Here is a 20,543-nt window from a genome sequence, read left to right on the forward strand (position 1 = left end):
GCGCCCGGGGGTCCCCAGGTGCCGCTGCGATACGCCTCGGGCTGGCCCTGCGTCGCCCAGAAGCCGGTGATCGGGTCGAGGATGCGCCAGGACAGCGCCACCTCCTCCTGGCGGGGGAACAGCGGCGGGTCGCCCAGCAGCACGTCGAGGATGAGCCGCTCGTACGCCTCGGGAGAGCTCTCCGTGAAGGCGTTCCCATACGCGAAGTCCATCGTGACGTCGCGGACCTCCATGGTGGTGCCGGGCACCTTTGAGCCGAATCGCAGCGTGACGCCCTCGTCCGGCTGGACCCGGATCACGAGGGCGTTGCTGCCCACCTCGCTACCGGTCACGTCCTGGAAGTGCGGCGACGGCGCCTTCTTGAACACCAGCGCGATCTCCGTCACGCGGCGGCCGAGCCGCTTTCCCGCGCGGAGGTAGAACGGCGCGCCGGCCCAGCGCCGATTCGGCACGTCGAGCCGGATCGCGGCGTACGTCTCCGTGGTCGAGTCGCCGGAGATGCCGTCCTCGTCCAGGAAGCCGCCCACCTTCTCCCCGCCGCGCCAGCCCGCCGCATACTGGCCGCGCGCAGTGCCCGCGTCGAGGTCATCCGGCAGGCGCACGGAGCGCAGCACCTTCTCCTTCTCCATCCGAAGGTCGTCCGCCTCGAAGCTCGCGGGCTCCTCCATCGCGGTGAGCGCGAACAGCTGCAGCAGGTGGTTCTGGATCACGTCACGCGCGGTCCCGATGCCGTCGAAGTACCCGGCGCGCGAGCCGATGCCGATGTCCTCGGCCATCGTGATCTGCACGTGGTCGATGTACTGGGAGTTCCAGATGGGCTCGAACAGCTGGTTCGCGAACCGCAGCGCCAGCAGGTTCTGGACGGTCTCCTTGCCCAGGTAGTGGTCGATGCGGAACACCGAATCCGGGGGGAACACCTCCGACACGACCGCGTCGAGCTCCTCGGCCGACTTGAGGTCGTGACCGAAGGGCTTCTCGATCACGACGCGGCGCCACGTGCCCTCGTGGGGGTCGGACAGGCCCGACTCGCGCAGCTGCGTGACAACCTGGGGGAACGCCGACGGCGGGATCGACAGGTAGAAGGCGTGGTTTCCGCCGGTGCCGCGCTCACGGTCGAGGCTCTCGACGGTGCTGCGGAGCCGCTGGAAGGCCTCGGGATCGTCGAAGGTTCCTTGGACGAACCGGATGCCCTCCGCGAGTTGCGCCCAGGTCTCCTCCCGGAACGGAGTACGGGCGTACTGCTTGACCGAATCGTGGACCACCTGGGCGAAGTCCTGCGTGTCCCAGTCCCGCCGCGCGAATCCCGTGAGGGCGAAGGCCGGCGGCAGCAGGCCGCGGTTCGCGAGGTCGTACACGGCGGGCATCAGCTTCTTGCGGGCGAGGTCGCCCGTGACTCCGAACATGACCAGGCCGCAGGAGCCGGCGATGCGGGGTAGGCGGCGATCGCGGGGATCGCGCAACGGGTTGTTCACCACGGGGCCTTCCGAGGGGGGACGTGAAGGGGGCGGGCGGGCTCGTTGTGACGGCGACGATGCGGTCGAGACGAGCGGGCCGTGTCACCGTGCAACACGGGCAGGGCGGAGGGTGTTCCGCCCCTCCCGTGTCGCACGGATGGGGTCACTGCGCGGCCTGGACGCTCTCGCGGGCCTGGGCGGCGACGTTCTCGGCCGTGAAGCCGTACTTGCGGAGCAGGAGCGCGCCGTCGGCGGACTCGCCGAAGTGGTCCACAGCAACCGTGCGGCCGGCGTCGCCCACGATCTCGCGCCAGCCGAGCCGGGAGCCGGCCTCGACCGAGACGCGCGCACGCACGGACGAGGGCAGCACCGACTCGCGGTACTCCGCGCTCTGCCGCTCGAAGCGCTCGCGCGACGGCATCGAGACCACCCGGGCCCGGACGCCCTCGCCCGCCAGGATCTCGCGGGCGCCGAGCGCGACCTCGACCTCCGAACCGGTGGCGATGAGCAGGACGTCAGCGTCCTCGTCGGCGCCCGCAAGCACGTAGGCGCCGCTCAGGACGCCCTCGGTCGACGTGCCCTCGAGCACCGGCAGGTTCTGACGAGACAGGATGATCGCGGAGGGGCGGTCGGTGGTCTCGAGGATGGCCTTCCACGCCGCGGCCGTCTCGTTGGCGTCCGCGGGGCGGATGACGTCGAGGCCGGGGATGGCGCGCAGGGTCGCGATGTGTTCGATGGGCTGGTGCGTGGGCCCGTCCTCGCCGAGCCCCACCGAGTCGTGCGTCCACACGAACGTGGTGGGGATCTGCATGAGCGCCGCGAGGCGGACGGAGGCACGCATGTAGTCGGAGAACACCAGGAAGGTGCCCCCGTACACGCGCGTCAGCCCGTGGAGCGTGATGCCGTTGAGGATCGCGCCCATGCCGAACTCGCGGATGCCGAAGTGGAGCGTGCGGCCGTACCACTGGCCGTCGGGCCACGAGTGGGTCGAGTGGTGGGGCGGGAGGAACGAGGGTTCGCCCTCCATGGTCGTGTTGTTCGAGCCGGCGAGGTCGGCCGAGCCGCCCCACAGCTCGGGAAGCACCGGTGCCAGCGCGGTCAGCACCTTGCCCGATGCTGCGCGAGTCGCGACCTTGGAACCGACCTCGAAGGTGGGCAGCGCATCGTCCCAATCCGCGGGGAGGTCGCGGGTGACCAGGCGCGACAGCAGCGCGGCCCGCTCGGGGTTCTCGGACTGCCAGCGCGAGAACCCTGCATTCCACTCGGAGTGGGCGGCCTGACCGCGCTCCTTGACCAGGTGCATGTGCTCGAGGACCTCGGGCTCGACCGCGAAGGACTGCTCGGGGTCGAAGCCCAGCACCTCCTTGAGACCGGCGACCTCGGCGGCGCCGAGCGCCGAACCGTGCACGCCGCCCGAGTTCTGCTTGGTGGGCGAGGGCCAGCCGATGATGGTGCTGAGCGCGATGAACGACGGCCTGCCCGTCTCCGCCTTGGCGGCCTGAATCGCGTCGTACAGCGCGCCCGGGTCCTCCTGGTAGCCGTCGGGCGTCACCCAGTCGACGCGCTGCGTGTGCCATCCGTACGCCTCGTAACGGCCCAGCACGTCCTCGGTGAAGGAGATGTCCGTCTCGTGCTCGATCGAGATCTTGTTGTCGTCCCAGATCAGGATGAGGTTGCCCAGCTCCTGGGTGCCGGCGAGCGCGCTGGCCTCGTGGGCCACGCCCTCCTGCAGGCAGCCGTCGCCCGCGATCACGTAGACGAAGTGGTCGAACGGCGAAGTGCCCGGCGCGGCGTCGGGGTCGAGCAGTCCGCGCTCCCGCCGCGAGGCCATCGCCATGCCCACGGACGAGGCGATGCCGGTGCCGAGCGGGCCGGTGGTGATCTCGACGCCGTCGGTGTGGCCGTACTCCGGGTGGCCGGGCGTCAGCGAGCCCTCGGTGCGCAGCGACGCGAGGTCCTCGAGCGAGAGCTGGTAGCCCGAGGCGAACAGCTGGAGGTACAGGGTCAGCGACGAGTGCCCGGCGGACAGGACGAAGCGGTCGCGACCCAGCCAGTGCGAGTCGGACGGGTCGTGACGCATCACGTTCTGGAACAGCAGGTACGCCGCGGGCGCCAGCGAGATTGCGGTTCCCGGGTGGCCGTTGCCCACCTTCTCGACGGCATCGGCTGCGAGGACGCGCAGCGTGTCGACCGCCCGGCGGTCGACGTCGGTCCAGTTGATGGTCACAGGTGTCTCCCTCGAGAAAGGTTGCGGGTTCGGGCCCAGCCTACCGGCGCGCCCAGGCGATGTCGTGCGTTCACACGAACTTCACGGGGGACCCGCGGGGCACGTGAAAAGGCCGAAATGCGGGACCCTCGATCCAAGCGCCGCGGTTACACTTGGGCCCATGCCGACCGCCACACCCGAGGCTCACGCCGCCGTGCCCGCCACAGGGTCCCGCCGCGTGGTCGGCCGTGTGGGCGTCTACGTCGCGCTCACGAAGCCGCGCATCATCGAACTGCTGCTGGTCACCACCATCCCGACCATGGTGCTGGCGGCCGACGGCTGGCCCAGCATCGGCCTGCTGGCGGGCACCCTGGTGGGCGGCGCGCTGTCCGCGGGCGGCGCCAACGCGTTCAACAGCTTCCTCGACCGCGACATCGACGCGGTGATGAAGCGCACCAGCCGCCGCCCCCTGGTCACGGGGGCTGTCTCCGAGCGAGCCGCGCTCGTGTTCGCCTGGACGCTGTCCGTGGTGTCGACGCTGTGGTTCTGGTTTGTAGTGGGCTCGCCGCTGGCCGCGGTGCTGTCGGTGCTCGCGATCCTGGGCTACGTGGTGGGCTACACGATGATCCTCAAGCGCCGCACGCCGCAGAACATCGTGTGGGGCGGCGCGGCCGGGTGCATGCCCGTTCTGATCGGCTGGGCCGCGGTGACGCAGTCGCTGTCGTGGACCCCGGTGCTGCTGTTCCTCATCATCTTCTTTTGGACGCCGCCTCATTACTGGCCCCTGTCCATGAAGTTCCGCGGGGACTACGGGGCCGCCCGCGTGCCGATGCTGCCCGTGGTCGCCCCGAGCCGCCGGGTCGCCGTCGAGATGATCGCCTACGCCGCCGCGATGGTGGTCACCACTCTGGCGCTCGCCTGGGTCGCGGACATGACGTGGGTCTACGTGGGTGTCGCTACCGTCGCGGGCGCCTGGTTCCTGGTGGGCTGCGTTCGGCTGTACCGCCGCACTCGCCTGGGCGACTCGCAGCTGAAGGAGATGCAGCTGTTCCGCGACTCCATCACGTATCTGACGGTGGTCTTCGCCGCGATCCTGGTGGACCCGTTCCTCAGCGACGTGCTCTCGGTGCACTGACGATGCTCGGGCGCCAACGCGACGCCTACCTCGCGTATGTCTCCGTCGAACGCGGCCTGAGCACCAACACCGTGGCCGCCTACCGCCGCGACCTCGACCGCTACGCGACCTTCCTCACCGCGCGCGGCATCGAGGATCTCGCGGATGCCCGCCGGCAGGATGTCTCCGACTTCGCGGAGAGCCTGGGCACCGGCGCGGACGGAGGGCGCGCGCTCGCCCCGTCGTCCGCGTCCCGCACGGTGGTGGCGGTGCGGGGCTGGCATCGGTTCGCGGTGCTCGAGGGGTGGACGGGCGCCGATCCCTCGGCACAGGTCAAGCCTCGCGCCATCCCGAAGCGCCTTCCCAAGGCGATCTCGACGGACGCCGTGGCCTCCATCCTCGATCAGGCGGGAGCGGGGGACGGCGTCTCACCGCTGCGTGACCGAGCGCTGTTGGAGGTGGTGTACGCGTCGGGCGCCCGCATCTCCGAGGCCGTGGGCCTCGACGTGGACGATGTGGTGCTCGACCGGGGCGCCGAGACGGTGCTGCTGCGCGGCAAGGGACGCAAGGAGCGCATCGTGCCGGTGGGGTCGTACGCGGCGGAGGCGCTCCACGCCTACCTGGTGCGCGCCCGGTCGCCGCTGGCCGCCGCGGGTCGCGGCTCGGCCGCCCTGTTCCTCAACTCCCGCGGGGGCAGGCTCTCCCGCCAGTCCGCATGGGCGATCCTGCGGGCCGCCGCTGAGCGTGCCGGCGTGCCGGACGTGTCGCCGCACACCCTGCGGCACTCGTTCGCGACGCATCTGCTCACCGGGGGAGCCGACGTCCGCGTGGTGCAGGAGCTGCTGGGCCACGCCTCCGTCACCACCACGCAGATCTACACCCTGGTGACCCGGGACACGCTTCGTGAGGTGTACGCCGCCAGCCACCCGCGCGCCCGCTGATGACCGCCGTATCCCGGGGGTAAGGTTGCCCCCGTGACCGAATTCCCAGCGCCCGAGCCCCTGGCCAGCCATGGTCCGGCCCGCGTCATCGCGCTCTGCAACCAGAAGGGCGGAGTGGGCAAGACCACCACGTCCGTGAACCTCGCCGCGGCGCTCGCCGAGCATGGGCGGCGGGTGCTGCTCATCGACTTCGATCCCCAGGGAGCCGCGTCCGCGGGTCTGGGCATCAACGCCGATGCGCTCGAGCTCACCGTGTACAACCTGCTGATGGACTCCGGCGTGTCCACCCGGGACGTGATCCTGCCCACCAAGGTCGAGGGGCTCGACCTGCTGCCGGCCAACATCGATCTCTCGGCCGCCGAGGTCCAGCTGGTGGGCGAGGTGGCGCGCGAGAGCGCGCTCGCCCGCGCGCTGCGCCCGGTGCTCGACGACTACGACGCGATCCTGGTCGACTGCCAGCCGTCGCTCGGCCTCCTCACCGTCAACGCGCTGGTCGCCGCCCACGGCGTGATCATCCCGCTCGCGGCGGAGTACTTCGCCATGCGCGGGGTGAAGCTCCTGGTCGACACCATCGCCAAGGTGCAGGACCGCCTCAACCCGCGGCTCACCATCGACGCGATCGTGCCCACCTTGTACGACGGCCGCACCCTGCACGCGCAGGAGGTGGTCGAGCGGGTCCGCGAGGCCTTCGGGGACCGTGTCACGGACACGATGATCCACCGGACCGTCAAGTTCCCTGACGCGACGGTGGCCGCGGAGCCGATCACCATGTTCGCGTCCTCACACGCGGGTGCGCAGGCCTACCGTCAGCTCGCCCGGGAGCTCGTGGCGCGCGGGGTCGCCGCCTAGCGTGACCGTCGAGCTCCTGGGGGAGCCCTCCCGCGGCTTCGAGGTCCACCTCGACAACTTCGAGGGGCCGTTCGACCTGCTGCTCAGCCTGATCTCGAAGCATCAGCTCGAGATCACCGAGGTGTCCCTGGCGCGGGTGACCGACGATTTCCTCGCCACCATCGCCGATCACGAGGGCGACTGGGATCTGTCGCAGGCGTCCGAGTTCCTGGTGGTGGCGGCGACGCTCCTCGATCTCAAGGCGGCGCGCCTGCTGCCGCAGGGCGAGGTGGACGACGCGGAGGATCTCGAGCTGCTCGAGGCCCGGGATCTCCTGTTCGCCCGGCTGCTGCAGTACCGCGCGTTCAAGAAGGCGGCGGGCGCGTTCGAGGCGATGCTCGCGGCGCCCCGGCGTGTGCCACGCGACGTCCCGCTCGAGCCGCAGTTCGCGATGCTTCTGCCCGAGCTGGTGTGGACGGCGACCCCGGAGCTGCTCGCGAGGCTCGCGGCGCATGCGCTGGAGCCCAAGGGCACTCCCTCCGTCAGCATCGCGCACCTGCACAACCCGGCTGTGAGCGTGCGGGAGCAGGCCGCGGTGATCACGGCCCGGCTTCAGCGCGAGGGCGCCGTGACGTTCCGCTCCCTGGTGCACGATGCTCAGCACGTCAACGTGGTGGTGGCCCGATTCCTCGCTCTGCTGGAATTGTTCAGGGAGGCGGTGGTCGCCTTCGATCAGGCACGTTCCCTGGGCGAACTGACGGTGCGCTGGACCGGGGGAGACGCCGCCGTGGAGGTCTCCGCGGAATTTGACGAGGACGATGCGATGGGCGTGGGCCTCGAGGCGGCTGGCGCCAGGGATGCGGCGGCCCTTCGGGGCGCCACCGACGAGGAGCACGAGTGAACCAGTCAGCAATGAGGGGCGCGCTGGAGGCCGTGCTCATGGTGGTGGACGAGCCGGTGCCGGCGACGGAGCTCGCCGTGGCGCTGGACCTGCCCGTCGACGGCGTCACGGCCGCGCTCGAGGCGCTCCGCGACGAGTATGCGGACCCCGCGGCGCCCCGCGGCTTCGAGCTGCGGGAGGTCGACGGCGGCTGGCGGATCTATTCGTCGCGGCTGTTCGCGGACGTGGTGGGCCGGTTCGTGGTCGACGGGCAGTCGTCACGGCTGTCGCAGGCCGCGCTCGAGACCCTCGCCGTGGTCGCCTACCGCCAGCCGGTGACGCGTGGACAGGTGTCCCAGATCCGAGGCGTCAACGTGGACTCGGTGATCAAGACCCTGGCGGCACGCGGACTCGTCACCGAGGTGGGCGAGCACTCGGGCGCCGTCCTGTTCGGCACCTCGACCGAGTTCCTGGAGCGGATGGGGTTGTCCTCGCTCGACGATCTCCCGCCGCTGGCGCCGTACCTGCCGGACCTCGCGGACATCGACGGGGAGGGACGCTGATGGAGCTCGAGATTCATCGCCCCGACGGCGTGCGGCTCCAGAAGGTGCTCGCGGCGGCCGGAGTGGGCTCCCGGCGCAAGTGCGAGGACCTCATCGAGGCCGGCCGGGTCAAGGTGGACGGCGAGGTCGTGGACCAGTTGGGCGTGCGCGTGGCGCCTGACGAGGTGGTGATCGAGGTCGATGGCGAGCGCATCTCCGTCGACGAGAGCCTGGTCACGGTGGTGCTCAACAAGCCCTTCGGCGTGGTGAGCACCATGAGCGACCCGCAGGGGCGTCCCGCGCTGGACCAATATGTCACGGCCTACGACGAGCGCCTGTTCCACGTGGGCCGTCTCGACGCGGAGACCACCGGGCTGCTCCTGCTCACCAACGACGGCGAGCTCGCCAATCGTCTCGCGCACCCCACGCACGGCGTGTCCAAGATCTACGTGGCGAAGGTGCGCGGCCGCGTCGCGAAGTCACTGTGTACGCAGCTCAAGGCCGGGGTGGACCTCGAGGACGGCCCGGTACGCGCCGTGAACTGCACGATTCTCGACGTGGGTGCCGACTCGTCGCTGGTTCAGGTCGAGCTTCACGAGGGTCGCAACCGCATCGTCCGGCGGATGCTCGACCGGGTGGGACACCCGGTCCTGGAACTCGTGCGCACGCAGTTCGGGCCTATCCGGCTCGGCACCATGGCGCCCGGCCAGCTCCGCGAGCTGACGCCGGGTGAGGTGGGCCGCCTCATGGACATCGCCGGGATGTGAGCCGCCCGTCGGCGCCGTCACGGGCCGATACGATGGTCGCCATGACGATTCGGGCGATCCGCGGCGCCATCACCCTGGACCGCGACGAGCGAGACCACCTCCACGCCCGCACCACGGAGCTGGTCGAGGCGATCATGCGCGAGAACGCGCTCACGACGGACCAGCTGGTCTCGGTGCTGTTCACCTGCACGCCCGACATCGTCAGCGACTTCCCGGCCGCGGCCGCCCGCGAGCTCGGGCTCGGGGCCGTGCCGCTCATGTGCGCCCAGGAGATGGCGGTGCCCGGCGCGCTGCCGCGCGTGGTGCGCGTCATGATGCATGTGGACGTCGACCGCGCGCGCGAGGACATCGTCCACATCTACCTCCACGGCGCGGTGGCATTGCGCCGCGACCTCGCGCAGTAGGCCGGCGATGGACAACCGCCAACCGCGCACGCACATCGTCGGCGCCGGTCTGATCGGCACGAGCCTGGGCCTGGGACTCTCGGCCGAGGGCTGGCCCGTCACCATCGAGGACGCGGACCCCGAGGCGCAGGCTCTCGCCCGGTCGATCGGCGCCGGCGCTGCGCCGGGAGACGAGCAGCCGGAGCTGGTCGTCATCGCCGCGCCGCCGTCCGTGTCTCCCGCCCTCGTCGCGCAGGCGCTGGGGCGGTGGTCCGATGCGGTTGTGACGGACGTCGCCAGCGTCAAGGCGCCCATCGCCGCCGCCGCGATCGCGACGGGCGCGGGCACGCGGTATGTGGGCTCGCACCCCATGGCGGGTCGCGAGATCTCCGGGGGCTTGGGTGCGCAGGGCGACCTGTTCAAGGCCCGCCCCTGGGTGGTCTGTGCCGGCGAGGCGTCGGACGAGGCGGTGGCGCTGGTGGCCCTGGTGGCGCACGCCCTCCAGTGCGACGTGGTGACGATGGACGCGGAGGCCCACGATGCGGCGGTGGCGCGCGTGTCGCACGCGCCCCAGGTGGCTGCTTCGGCGGTGGCGGCGGCGCTGGGGATCCTCCATGCGGACGACGTGGCTCTCGCCGGTCAGGGCCTGCGCGATGTCACCAGGATCGCGGCCTCGGAGCCCGGCATGTGGGCGGACATCGCGCGCCTCAACCGCCCTCATCTGGTCGAGACCCTTGACCACATCATCGGCGACCTCGAAGGGATCCGGGAGGCCGACGACGTGGGCGAGGCCCTCGCGGACCTGATCGACCGGGGCCGCTACGAGGTGGCGCGCATCCCGGGCAAGCACGGCGGCGTCAAGCGCGACTGGGCGCCGGTCACCGTCATCGTCCCCGACACGCCCGGCCAGCTCCTGCGCCTGCTCGGGCATGCCGCCGAGGTCGACGTCAACGTTGAAGACATCTCGATCGAGCACTCGCCGCGGCAGCCGGTGGGACTGACGACGCTCTACGTGCTGCCCTCCCGCGCGGGCGAGCTCGTCGCCGCGCTGGAGCGCCAAGGTTGGGAGATCGCAGCGTCATGACAGGAGTCTCCGTCGCCATCGACGGCCCCGCCGGAACCGGCAAGTCCACCGTCGCACGCGAGGTCGCCCGCCGGCTGCGCCTCGCCTACTTCGACACGGGCGCGACCTACCGCGTGGCGACGCTCTGGTGCATGCGGGAGGGCGTGGACCTCGCCGTCCAGGAGGACGTCACCGCCATGGTCGAGACCATGAACGTCGCGCTCGTGCTGGACCCCAAGAACCCCCGCGTGATCCTCGAGGAGGAGGACGTCAGCTCGCTGATCCGTGCGGACGCGGTGGCGTTGACCGTGTCGAAGGTGTCGACGAACCTGGACGCTCGCGCGGCGCTGGGCCGGTGGCAGCGCGAGATCATCGCGGGTGAGCTCGAGGGTGGGTTCTCGGAAGGACGCGGGATCGTGACCGAGGGGCGAGACATCACCACGGTGATCGCCCCCGACGCGGACGTCCGCGTCCTCATGACCGCGGACGAGGACGTGCGGGTGGCCCGCAGGGCGGGCGAGGGCGCGGATGCGCTCACGGTGCGCGAGGCCGTGCTGGGCCGCGACCGCAAGGACGCCACCGTAGTGCAGTTCCACACCGCGGCGGACGGGGTGACCACGCTGGACACCACCGACCTCACGATCGAGGAGGCGGTGAACGCCGTGCTGCGACTAGTCGCCGAGGCGCGCGTCGAGGACGATGCGGCTGTCGAGGCCGGTGTCGAGGCCGGCGAGCCCGGTGACGCCGAGCACGAGGCGTGAGCGTCGAGGCGCCGAGCCCCTGGGGCCCCAGGTGGTCGCGTTGGGTGGGACGTTTCCTGGCGCGCGGGCTGTGGCGGACCGAGGTGCGGGGTCGCGACAACGTCCCCGCCGGTCGGGCGGCGATCGTGGTGTGCAACCACGTGGGCCTCATCGACGGTCCGGTGGTCCACGGGGTGATCCCGCGCGGCTCGCACTTCCTGATTCGGACCGGCATGATGACCGGCCCCCTGGGAGTCATCTTGCGCGCGGCCCAGCAGATCGAGGTCGACGGGTCGGGCCGCGAGGCCCTGGCCCGGGGCCTCGCCGTGCTGCGGCGCGGCGGTGTGGTGGGCGTGTTCCCGGAGGGCACGCGCGGAGTCGGGACCGCAGAGGAGGTTCACGGCGGCGCCGCGTGGCTGGCGGTGCAGTCCGGCGCGCCCGTGGTGCCCACGGCCATCGTGGGCTCGCGGCACACGGGAGAGTCCGTGAACGTGTGGCCCCGCCCCGGCCGGCGCATGGTGGTGGCGTTCGGGGAACCGGTAGACGTGACGCCGCCGGCCGACGTTCGCGGGGGCCGGGCCAAGCAGGCGTGGGCCGCCGAGCGCCTCGCCGAGGCGTTGAGGGTCCAGGTGGCCCGTACCCTTGAGACCACCGACATCGAGCTCCCGCTCGACGACCCGCGGCCTGACGCCGGCGGGGGAGAGGACCACGCATGAGCGACGAGCTCCCCGCGCCCCGGCCGTCAGACGCGCCCGAGTCGCTCGACGAGATCCGCGAGGCGGCGCTGCGCGCCGGGCTCGATGCCTACGAGCTCACCGACGAGGACATGGCGGCGCTGGCCGCGGAGCCGGAGCCGGTCACGCAGGAGGCGTTGCCCGTGCTGGCGATCATCGGCCGCCCCAATGTGGGCAAGTCCACGCTGGTCAACCGCATCATCGGCAAGCGCCTCGCCGTCGTGGAGGACAAGCCCGGCGTGACCCGGGATCGCGTCGCGTACCCCGCCGAATGGGCGGGTCGTGACTTCACGCTGCTCGACACGGGAGGCTGGGAGAAGAACGTCACCGGCATCGACCTGTCCGTGGCGCAGGCCGCCGAGGCCGGGATCGAGATGTCCGATGCGGTGGTCTTCGTGGTGGACGCGACCGTGGGCGCCACGGCCACCGACGAGCAGGTGGTGAAGCTGCTGCGCCAGTCGGGCAAGCCCGTGGTGCTGGCGGCGAACAAGGTGGACGGGCCGCAGGGCGAGCTCGAGGCGGCGGCGCTGTGGAACCTCGGGCTCGGGGAGCCGCATCCCGTCTCCGCGCTCCACGGACGCGGCACCGGGGACCTGCTCGACGCCGCCATGGCTGCGCTGCCCACCGAGATGCACCACGTCGAGGTCGACGACGACGCTCCGCGCCGCATCGCGCTGGTGGGCAGGCCCAATGTGGGCAAGTCCTCGCTGCTCAATACCCTCGCCGGCACGGACCGAGTGGTGGTGAACGAGGTCGCCGGGACCACCCGCGACCCCGTCGACGAGCAGGTCGAGATCGGCGGCCGCACGTGGACGCTGGTCGACACGGCCGGCATTCGACGCCGCGTGCACATGAGCAAGGGCGCTGACTTCTACGCGTCGCTGCGCACCCAGACGGCGATAGAGCGCGCGGAGATCGGGCTGGTGCTGCTCGACGCCTCCGTGCCGCTGACCGAGCAGGATACGCGGGTCATCTCTCAGGTGGTCGACGCGGGCCGCGCCATCGTCTTCGTGTTCAACAAGTGGGATCTGGTGGGCGAGGACGAGCGATTCCTGCTCGAACGCTCCATCGAGCAGGACTTGGTGCAGCACACCTGGGTGCCGCGCGTGAACCTGTCCGCGAAGACCGGCTGGCACACCAACCGCCTGCTCCCCGCGATCGATCTTGCCCTGTCCAGCTGGGACCTCCGGGTGTCGACCGGACGGCTCAACTCCTTCCTGGGCGAGCTGGTCGCGGAGCACCCGCACCCGGTACGCGGAGGCAAGCAGCCCAAGATCCTGTTTGCGACCCAGGCGGCCTCGCGTCCGCCCCGGTTCGTGATCTTCGCCTCGGGCTTCCTCGAGCCGCAGTACCGCCGGTTCATCGAGCGCAGGCTGCGCGAGGCCTTCGGGTTCGAGGGCACGCCCATCCAGATCTCGGTGCGCGTGCGCGAGAAGCGCGGCGCGCGGCGCAAGTAGGCGTCACGGGGCCGTCGCGTCATAGTCGCCGCGGGCGTAGGCGATCTCGATGAGTGACGTCAGCACGGCCTCGTCGATGTCGGAGAGCCGCTTGACGTACAGGCAACCGGCGCCGGTGGTGTGCGGGCCCAGCTCCGCGAGCAGCGGCTGCGCAGCGGGCGAGTCCTTGAGCCCGTAGAAGGTGAGCTGAGCCTTTCGGGGCGAGAAGCCCACCTTCATCCAGTCGCCCTCCCGCCCTGTGGCATACCGGTAGTGCATGGTTCCCCAGCCCACGATGGACGGCCCCCACATCGTGGGCTTCTCGCCCGTGACGCGGGAGATGAGCGCGACGATCCGTTCGCCTTCGTCGCGGCGGCGCTCCGGGGTCACCCGCGCCAGGAACTCCGCGACCGGCACGTCGCTGGGCTGTGTCTTCGGGGCCATGCGCCCAGTGTCGCGCGACCTCTCGCGGCGCGCACCCTCAACGACCTGGCGGCGCCGTGCGGCGTCAGGCCGTGTAGGTGATGACCAGGAACACGGAGAACGCGACGCCCGCGAGCGAGATGAGCGCCGTCGACGCCCGCGCCCATGTCCCGCGGATCGCGCCCAGCGCGAAGGCGACCGTGGCGAGGTACCACGCCACGGCGTGCGAGAGATCCGCGATGCGGCCCAGGCTGACCTGCTCGATGTCGATGGTGACGTGGTCGCCGGTGGTGCTGTAGAGGATCGAGACGATGAGGCCGAGCACGGCTCCCGCGGTCAGGAGAATGCGGGCTACCGTGCCGAGGCTCGACGATCGGACATCAGGGGAAGCGGTGGTCATGCTGGCTCCTTCTTAGCGCGCGCTACGCGGCGACCCGGCCACGACGCTGTGTCGGGTGAAGGGATTGTGGCACGCACTGCCTGGCCGCACAAGATGGCTCACCAGCGGCCGCGGTCCTCAAGCACCTCGCGCAGCAGGTCGGCGCGGTCGGAGACCAGGCCGTCGACGCCCATGTCGAGCAGCAGCTCCATGTCGCTGCGCTCGTTCACGGTCCACACATGCACTACCCGGCCCGCCTCGTGCGCGATGCGCACGTGCCGCTCGGTGAGCACGCGCATCGTGCCGACCTTCCAGGGGATCTGCAGGCCGTCGACGCGGCGCAGGGACCGCAGCGTGCCCACGCCCGTCGCGCCGCCCAGGAAGAACAGGCCCGCCTCGGAGGTGCCCGCGCTGGTGGCGACGGGACGGCTGAGCAGGCGCACCGTCGCGTCCCGCCGCGCGGTCGAGAACGAGGCGACGCACACGCGGTCGTGAGCCTTGGTGCGCTCGATCGCCTCCGCGATCGGCGCGATGCCCGACGGACCCTTGACGTCGACATTGACGCGCAGCTCGGGCCACGTGCCCAGGATGTCCTCGAACAGCGGCACCGGCTCGACCCCGCCGATGCGGGCCTCCTTGACGAGAGACCACGGCAGGCGTGCGACCTCGCCCGCACCGTCCGTGGTGCGGTCCAGCGATGAATCGTGCAGGGCGACCGCGACCCCGTCGGAGGTGCCGTGTGCATCCGTCTCCACGTAGCGGAACCCCAGGTCCACCGCGGCCTGGAAGGCAGTCATGGAGTTCTCGAGGCCCTCGCGGGAGAAGCCGCGGTGGGCGAGGGCGGCGAAGCGGTCGTCGAAGTAGGGGTGGGCGGGAACGGGACGTGAGGTCATGGGATCGCCTTCGGAAGCCAGGAGCGGATGGCCGCGAGGTAGGCGGCGCGGGGGACGGGCGCGGACAGCGACAGCTCGTGGACGCCGCCGGTGATGACCGCCTCGGTGACCTCGGCGCTGAGGCCCGGGCCGTAGCGCGCGATCGCCTGGACATCCACCACCGTGTCTTGCGCGTCGATCAACGGGTTGTCGTCGCGGTCCGGTCCGGTGCTGTGGGACCGCGCCACCAGCACCGGAACGTCGACACGAAGCCCGCCCATGACGCGGGCCTGCGCCCGGTGCACGGCGGCGAGCCACGCGGCACGCACGGGGACGCCCAGGGGAGTCTTCCAGTCGGTGTCGAAGTCCCACCGCCCGCCCTGAGCGGTCAGGAGGTGCCGGGCGTAGGCGGACGGACGCTGCTGGACCACGGCCATGGGGCGCGCGCGTGCAAAGGCGGGGACCGCGCGCGAGGCCAGGCGCTGTCGCAGCGACGTGGGCACGGCGAAGAACGGACTGTCCAAGGCCAATCCGGCCAGAGTGTGCGCGGGGCGGTCCGCCGCCCACACGGCGGCGGCGAGCCCTCCGGTGGAATGCGCGTGGATCACGAGCGGCAGGCCCCGGTGGGCCGCGTTGATGGTGGCCGCCGCGGCGTCGATGTCGTCGCCCAGCTGCGAGATGTCCGTCATGTAGTGCGGGACGTCCCCGGATCTCAGGGAGCGCCCGGCCCGGCGCATGTCGACGGCGAAGAAGGCGAGCCCCTGGTGTTCGAAGAACGTGGCCAGGTGGGTCTGGAAGAAGTAGTCGTTGTACCCGTGGACGTGCAGCACCGCGCCGCGCGGCTCCGCGCGCCCACCCGTGGACCGGACCAGCGTCGCCTTGCCGATCGGGCGCGCCTCGAACCCCGCGAGCACATCGTCTCCCCAGGTTTCTCCGGTGTCCATGCCTTCGATGGTGCCACCTTCCCGTGCATCGTTCAGTTTCTCTTGGCGTGTTGGGCGCGCATCGTTCACGCGACACGGGCACGCTTGGGCCATGACCTTCGATGCGACGCCGACGTCGCCAGGGGCCGGGTTCGACGATCGCCCCATCCGGCGCGGCCGCGTGCTGGCCTGGGCGATGTGGGATTGGGCGACCCAGCCGTTCAACTCCGTGATCATCACGTTCGTGTTCACGGCGCTGTATCTGACGTCGGACGCGTTCATCGACCCGGAGATCGCCGCGCTGGGCAAGGATCACCCGGCGTACGACCTGGCGCTGTCGAACCTCGCCGGCGGACTGGGCACGGGTGTGACCATCGCCGGCCTGCTGGTGGCCGTGCTGGCGCCGGTGCTCGGTCAGCGCGCGGACACTGCCGGAAAGCGCAAGCGCTGGCTCGCGATCTTCACGGCCCTCCTGGTGCTGTGCATGCTGGGCCTGGTCTTCGTGCAGGCCGCACCCGCATACTTTGCGCTCGGCGTGGGCCTGATCGCGGTCGGGTCCGTGTTCGCGGAGATCGGCGGAGTGACCTACAACGCCCTCATCTCCCAGGTCTCCTCCCCGCGGAATGTGGGCCGGGTCTCGGGCCTGGGGTGGGGACTCGGCTACGTGGGCGGGATCTTCGCGCTCGTCATCGTGGTGGTCGCGGACACCTTCGACTGGTGGGGGCTCGACACCTCCAACGGCATGGCCTACCGGCTGATCGCCGTGGGGTGCGCGGTCTGGACCGTGGTGTTCGCGTGGCCGCTGTTCGTGTTCGTCCCAGAGTCCGCGGCTGCCGACCGGCCCAAGGTGAGCTTCCTGAGGGGCTACGTGCGCCTGTGGCGGGACCTGTCTGAGCTCTGGCGCACCTCGCGGTCGACGCTCTGGTTCCTGGTCGCTAGCGCGATCTACCGCGATGGGTTGGCTGGCGTCTTCGCCTTCGGCGCCGTGATCGCGTCGGTCGCCTTCGGCTTCTCGAGCCAAGAGGTGATCATCTTCGGCATCGCCGCCAACCTCATCGCGGGCGTCGCCACCATGCTGGCGGGGCGCCTCGACGACCGCATCGGCCCGCGCACCCTCATCATCTGGTCGCTCACGGGCATGGTCATCGCGGGCCTGGCGGTCGCGCTGTTCCACGGAGTCGGGCCCATGGTGTTCTGGATCGCCGGGCTGACCCTGACGGTGTTCGTGGGTCCGGTGCAGGCGGCGTCGCGATCCCTGCTCGCGAGGCTGACGCCCGCGGCCAAGGCGGGCGAGATGTTCGGCCTCTACGCGACCACCGGGCGGGCTGCATCGTTCCTTGCGCCCGCGATGTGGACCCTGATGATCGCGCTTACTGGCGCCACCATCTGGGGCGTTCTTGGCATCGTGTTCGTGGTCGCGCTCGGGCTGGTCGCGCTGCTGTTCGTCAAACTCCCCGTGCGGTGAGCGCCGGCGCTCAGTCTCGCTCGAGGGCCCCCTGGCCGCGGGCGTTGTAGACGGTCGCGTCGGACTCGCCGTACGCGCGGAACACCGCCAGCGCCTCGTCCCTCAGCACGTCCTGGACCACCGAGATCCCGCGCGCCTCGAACTGCGCGGCCCAATCGGCGACCATCGGACCCTCGTCGAAGTGGGTGAGCCGCTCCAACTCGGGGCCGTCGCCCGCGACCACCAGGCGCGTGACGCCGGACCACATCGTCGCGCCGTAGCACTGGACGCATGGCCGCCAGTTGACCACGAGCGCCAGGTTCCGATGCGCACCCAAGTCCCACGTACCCAGCCGAGCCTGTGCGAGCCCCAAAGCCGTCACCTCGGCGTGGCCCGAGCTGACGCCGGACGCCAGCACCACGTTGACGCCCACCGAGACCAGCTCGCCGGTTGCCGCGTCGACCACGATCGCGGCAAATGGGCCGCCGTTGCCCTCCCGCCAGTTGCGGTCGGCGAGACGATGCACGAGCGCCATCTGCTCCTCGGGCGTGGCGAGGTGGGACGGCAGGTCCGGGAGCAGCGCGCCAAGCCACGCGGGAAGGGTGATGGTGAACGATGTGGCGAGGCCGTCGGCCATGGGTGCTCCTCCAGGCGGGTTGCGGCGGTTGTGCAGCGGCCGTGGGCGCTACTTGCCGCCGCCGGTGATGATCTCTTCCCAGGTCAGGGGGCGGGTCTGCGGCTCGGGCTTGCCGCCGGCGTCTGGGTTGCTTCTTGGGTCCGGCGCGCTCTGGTCCGATGGTGCGGCCACGAGGTCCGCCTCGGCCGCGGTGGGCGGCCACGGGGGTGACTGGGGAAGATCGTCCTCCACCATGCCCTCGGGGGTTGGCGCGGGCGCGGTCTGCGGGAGCTGAGCCATCTGCTCGTGGTGGGCGGCCCCGGCCGGCGTAGCGCTCGCCGCGGCCGCCAAGGTGGGAGTGACATGCGGCGTGGGCGCGATCATTGCCGGCGGCTCCGGCGGCTCCGGCGGCTCCGGCGGGGGAGGGGGGTCCGGGACCGGCCGGGAACCGGCGATCGGCTCGGAGATGGCGATGAGGTAGGGCTGGGTCGCGTCGGGGTCGTACCCGTCCCGCTCGGGCGGTTCATCGAGCGTGGTGGGAATCGACGGCGCCTTGGGCAGCTCGCGTCCGTCGAGGCTGGCAAGCGTGACGGCCACCACCACGCGTAGCGCCTCTGCGCTCACTTCGACCGGGAACGCGCCCAAGCCCTCGGCGCGTGGGACGCGGACCAGTCCGCTCGGCACGCCCCATTCGGCCAGCTCGCGCTGCAGCGAGTAGAACACGTGGTTGGCGACGCCGGTGCCGGCGGACATCGACAGGCGCGTCGGGATGGCGTGCGCACGCAAACCGTCGAGGATTGCTCGTGCGGGGAGCGTGGTCCACAGCGCGGCCTCGGCCCCCGGCACGATCGACCGGTCCACGGGCTGGTTGCCAGTAGCATCCGGCTCCGCCGCATCGTCCAGATTGACGGCCAACCGCTCGATCACCACCTCGTCGGAATCCGAGCCGGCGGCAACCACGATGACGGCGTCGGGCAGGTGCCTGGCGATCGAGGCCCGGAGCCGGCGCGGCGCCTCCTCGAAGCTGGGCGTGAGGCGCCGGGCGATGATCTCGTCCGCGCCGTGCCACGTGTCGGCCAGGATCCGCACCGCGTCAGAGGAGGCGTCGGCAGCGACGCCGGGCAGTGGCTTGAAGCCGGTGATGAGGACGCGAGCCATGCCACCAGACTAGTTCGAGGTGGCGGCCGCTTTCGAGTCAGGGCGTGGTGCCGAACCGTCCCGCTGCGACGGCGTCGACGAATCCCGCGTGGTCCTGGCGAACGAGGCTCGCGTACTGGCGACCCCAGTCCGCGACGGCGGGGTCGAATGACCTGCCCGCGCCCAAGTATCCGGCGATGATCGGCAGGGCTGGGCTTTGGGAGTGGGCTCGTGCGAGGAGGATTCCGCATGCCGCGCCGTAGTCCGCGACCGACGCTGGCGTGAGGGAGTCCATCTCGATGGAGGCGCTGACGTCGTGGAAGCGGCGCACGTAGAACGAGTCGTCATCGACCTCGAACCACCCCAGGAACGGATCGTAGACGGATTGCAGGATCCGCTGCAGTGAGGTCACGCGGCGGCCGCCATGCCCCTCGAAGTCCGCGGGATCTCCGTCGAGGCTGGTGGGTGGCGCGGCTGGCACATTGCCGAACTCGTGGATTACGGAAGGCCCGGCCTCCTTGATTTGGAGAATGAGAGGCTCGCCGTGGGGGCCCGCGAGGACCACCACGTAGCAGCGTGTCCCCACGCTTCCCACGCCCACCGCGAATCGGGCCGCCGCGGTCACCGTGAACTGGTGCAGGAGGAGGGCGACGTCGGGCGAGACAGTCGCTCGGTAGGCACCGAGAAGGTGTTCGACCTCCGCACGGGACTCCCCGCTGACGGCGACCACCTCCGGAGGGTGTTCGGCGACGTGCGGCTGGCCGTCGGAACCCGGCTTCACGATGCGGGAGAGGGCCTTCTCGGGCGTGCGCTTCTCGGCGCGCCGGACCGCGTCAGCCACGGCTCGCGCGAACGCTTCCCCTCCCGCCTCGGTCGACACCGGCCGGGCACGGAGTGTGTACACCTCAAGCGGGCTGAGCGTCGCGGTCCGTAGCAGAGTCTCCCGGTAGCTGCGGGCGGCGGCGCGGGCCGCACGTTCGGTCTTGGCGGGCGCGAGGCCCCGCTCTTCACAGGCCACCCATACGCTCGACACCAGGCGTTTGAGGTCCCATTCCCATGGGCCGAACGTGGCCTCGTCGAAGTCGTTGACGTCGAATACCAGCGACCGGTCCTCAGCGGCCAGCAGGCCGAAGTTGCTTACGTGTGCGTCGCCGACCATCGCGACGGTGATTCCGGTGCTGGGGCAGGCAGCCAGGTCCGCCGCCTGGACCGCCGCGGTGCCGCGAAAGAAGGCGAAAGGGCCGGCGCCCAGGCGCGCCACGCGCACGGGGATCAGTTCCGGAATCCGGCTTGCGTGCTGGGACTCGATGATGGCGAGCGGATCGCGGTCCTCGGGCAGTGCAAAGTCCCCAATCGTGCTGCGGGGAACGGTGTGACGGAGGGCTTGGCCGCGGGATCGATCGTCGTCGTAGCGGGTCATGCGCTCAGGATGGCACCCCAGCGTGGGTGGTGCTCGGCGCGCAGGAGGCGATCCAGACGTGGTTCGGCAATGCCGTCCGGTCCGATAGTATTGTCGGGCTGTCACGGGCTGTGGCGCAGCTTGGTAGCGCACTTGACTGGGGGTCAAGGGGTCGCAGGTTCAAATCCTGTCAGCCCGACCGCGTAGGGCCTCGTACCAGGGGAAACTCTGGTGCGGGGCCCTTCTACATCGGCCTTGCCCG

21 protein-coding genes and 1 tRNA gene are annotated in these 20,543 nt (G+C 71.0%); 13 read left to right on the plus strand and 9 right to left on the minus strand.

Annotated features, from left to right (window positions below; genetic code table 11):
- A partial coding sequence (gene zwf, locus Q0L54_RS04945) for a glucose-6-phosphate dehydrogenase (RefSeq protein ID WP_296665910.1) occupies nucleotides 1-1,472 on the minus strand: 1,472 nt, incomplete at its 3' end.
- 145 nt (nucleotides 1,473-1,617) lie between these two features.
- Complete coding sequence (gene tkt, locus Q0L54_RS04950; protein WP_296665912.1) at nucleotides 1,618-3,681, minus strand: transketolase; 2,064 nt, start codon at nucleotides 3,679-3,681, stop codon at nucleotides 1,618-1,620.
- A 160-nt stretch (nucleotides 3,682-3,841) separates the two neighbouring features.
- Between tkt and Q0L54_RS04955 the strand changes: the two genes are divergently transcribed.
- Genes Q0L54_RS04955 through der form a run of 11 tightly spaced genes read left to right on the plus strand, consistent with a single transcriptional unit; the run spans nucleotide 3,842 to nucleotide 13,109 of the window.
- Complete coding sequence (locus Q0L54_RS04955; protein WP_296665914.1) at nucleotides 3,842-4,795, plus strand: heme o synthase; 954 nt, start codon at nucleotides 3,842-3,844, stop codon at nucleotides 4,793-4,795.
- 2 nt (nucleotides 4,796-4,797) lie between these two features.
- Nucleotides 4,798-5,715: a site-specific tyrosine recombinase XerD gene (locus Q0L54_RS04960; RefSeq protein ID WP_296665915.1), complete on the plus strand. Its 918-nt coding sequence runs from the start codon at nucleotides 4,798-4,800 to the stop codon at nucleotides 5,713-5,715.
- A gap of 33 nt (nucleotides 5,716-5,748) precedes the next feature.
- Nucleotides 5,749-6,564: an AAA family ATPase gene (locus Q0L54_RS04965; RefSeq protein ID WP_296665916.1), complete on the plus strand. Its 816-nt coding sequence runs from the start codon at nucleotides 5,749-5,751 to the stop codon at nucleotides 6,562-6,564.
- Nucleotide 6,565: 1 nt separating this feature from the next.
- Entirely contained in the window at nucleotides 6,566-7,444 is an 879-nt protein-coding gene (locus Q0L54_RS04970) for a ScpA family protein (protein ID WP_296665917.1), read from the plus strand.
- A gap of 11 nt (nucleotides 7,445-7,455) precedes the next feature.
- The gene (gene scpB, locus Q0L54_RS04975; protein ID WP_366937934.1) at nucleotides 7,456-7,986 is read left to right on the plus strand and encodes an SMC-Scp complex subunit ScpB; all 531 of its coding nucleotides are present in this window, start codon (nucleotides 7,456-7,458) and stop codon (nucleotides 7,984-7,986) included.
- Nucleotides 7,986-8,732: a pseudouridine synthase gene (locus tag Q0L54_RS04980; RefSeq protein ID WP_296665919.1), complete on the plus strand. Its 747-nt coding sequence runs from the start codon at nucleotides 7,986-7,988 to the stop codon at nucleotides 8,730-8,732. The genes scpB and Q0L54_RS04980 overlap by 1 nt, the downstream gene beginning before the upstream one ends.
- 41 nt (nucleotides 8,733-8,773) lie before the next feature.
- A complete protein-coding gene (aroH, locus tag Q0L54_RS04985; protein WP_296665920.1) occupies nucleotides 8,774-9,136 on the plus strand; it encodes a chorismate mutase in 363 nt (120 codons plus the stop codon).
- A 7-nt stretch (nucleotides 9,137-9,143) separates the two neighbouring features.
- Complete coding sequence (locus Q0L54_RS04990; protein ID WP_296665922.1) at nucleotides 9,144-10,199, plus strand: prephenate dehydrogenase; 1,056 nt, start codon at nucleotides 9,144-9,146, stop codon at nucleotides 10,197-10,199.
- Nucleotides 10,196-10,939: a (d)CMP kinase gene (cmk, locus tag Q0L54_RS04995; RefSeq protein ID WP_296665924.1), complete on the plus strand. Its 744-nt coding sequence runs from the start codon at nucleotides 10,196-10,198 to the stop codon at nucleotides 10,937-10,939. Before Q0L54_RS04990 ends, cmk begins: the two co-directional genes overlap by 4 nt.
- A 44-nt stretch (nucleotides 10,940-10,983) precedes the next feature.
- The gene (locus Q0L54_RS05000; protein WP_296665926.1) at nucleotides 10,984-11,634 is read left to right on the plus strand and encodes a 1-acyl-sn-glycerol-3-phosphate acyltransferase; all 651 of its coding nucleotides are present in this window, start codon (nucleotides 10,984-10,986) and stop codon (nucleotides 11,632-11,634) included.
- Nucleotides 11,631-13,109, plus strand: a complete 1,479-nt coding sequence (der, locus tag Q0L54_RS05005) for a ribosome biogenesis GTPase Der (RefSeq protein WP_296665928.1) — start codon at nucleotides 11,631-11,633, stop codon at nucleotides 13,107-13,109. Before Q0L54_RS05000 ends, der begins: the two co-directional genes overlap by 4 nt.
- 3 nt (nucleotides 13,110-13,112) lie before the next feature.
- On the opposite strand, the gene Q0L54_RS05010 is transcribed toward der, so the two are convergent.
- The 4 genes from Q0L54_RS05010 to Q0L54_RS05025 all read right to left on the minus strand — a co-directional run bounded on the left by Q0L54_RS05010 (nucleotide 13,113) and on the right by Q0L54_RS05025 (nucleotide 15,706).
- Nucleotides 13,113-13,532 (minus strand): DUF1801 domain-containing protein, encoded by a 420-nt coding sequence (locus tag Q0L54_RS05010; RefSeq protein ID WP_296665929.1) that lies wholly within the window; start codon nucleotides 13,530-13,532, stop codon nucleotides 13,113-13,115.
- 64 nt (nucleotides 13,533-13,596) lie between these two features.
- On the minus strand, nucleotides 13,597-13,911 hold the full coding sequence (locus Q0L54_RS05015) for a hypothetical protein (protein ID WP_296665931.1): 315 nt from the start codon (nucleotides 13,909-13,911) through the stop codon (nucleotides 13,597-13,599).
- A 98-nt stretch (nucleotides 13,912-14,009) separates the two neighbouring features.
- Nucleotides 14,010-14,783, minus strand: coding sequence for a glycerophosphodiester phosphodiesterase family protein (locus Q0L54_RS05020; protein ID WP_296665932.1), 774 nt, complete (start codon nucleotides 14,781-14,783; stop codon nucleotides 14,010-14,012).
- On the minus strand, nucleotides 14,780-15,706 hold the full coding sequence (locus Q0L54_RS05025) for an alpha/beta hydrolase (RefSeq protein WP_296665934.1): 927 nt from the start codon (nucleotides 15,704-15,706) through the stop codon (nucleotides 14,780-14,782). Before Q0L54_RS05025 ends, Q0L54_RS05020 begins: the two co-directional genes overlap by 4 nt.
- Nucleotides 15,707-15,797: 91 nt before the next feature.
- On the opposite strand from Q0L54_RS05025, the gene Q0L54_RS05030 reads away from it, so the two are divergent.
- Entirely contained in the window at nucleotides 15,798-17,150 is a 1,353-nt protein-coding gene (locus tag Q0L54_RS05030) for an MFS transporter (protein ID WP_296665936.1), read from the plus strand.
- A gap of 10 nt (nucleotides 17,151-17,160) precedes the next feature.
- On the opposite strand, the gene Q0L54_RS05035 is transcribed toward Q0L54_RS05030, so the two are convergent.
- The 3 genes from Q0L54_RS05035 to Q0L54_RS05045 are packed head-to-tail and all read right to left on the minus strand — an operon-like array spanning nucleotide 17,161 to nucleotide 20,302.
- Entirely contained in the window at nucleotides 17,161-17,766 is a 606-nt protein-coding gene (locus Q0L54_RS05035; RefSeq protein ID WP_296665937.1) for a nucleoside deaminase, read from the minus strand.
- A gap of 48 nt (nucleotides 17,767-17,814) precedes the next feature.
- The gene (locus Q0L54_RS05040; protein WP_296665939.1) at nucleotides 17,815-18,903 is read right to left on the minus strand and encodes a pyroglutamyl-peptidase I; all 1,089 of its coding nucleotides are present in this window, start codon (nucleotides 18,901-18,903) and stop codon (nucleotides 17,815-17,817) included.
- 37 nt (nucleotides 18,904-18,940) lie between these two features.
- Entirely contained in the window at nucleotides 18,941-20,302 is a 1,362-nt protein-coding gene (locus Q0L54_RS05045) for a DUF2252 domain-containing protein (protein WP_296665941.1), read from the minus strand.
- 104 nt (nucleotides 20,303-20,406) lie between these two features.
- Here Q0L54_RS05045 and Q0L54_RS05050 point away from each other — a divergent pair.
- Nucleotides 20,407-20,480: transfer RNA gene (locus Q0L54_RS05050), tRNA-Pro, on the plus strand.
- Nucleotides 20,481-20,543 lie beyond the last annotated feature (63 nt).

Origin of the sequence: Demequina sp. (assembly GCF_024642165.1) — a bacterium.
Taxonomy (GTDB): domain Bacteria; phylum Actinomycetota; class Actinomycetes; order Actinomycetales; family Demequinaceae; genus Demequina.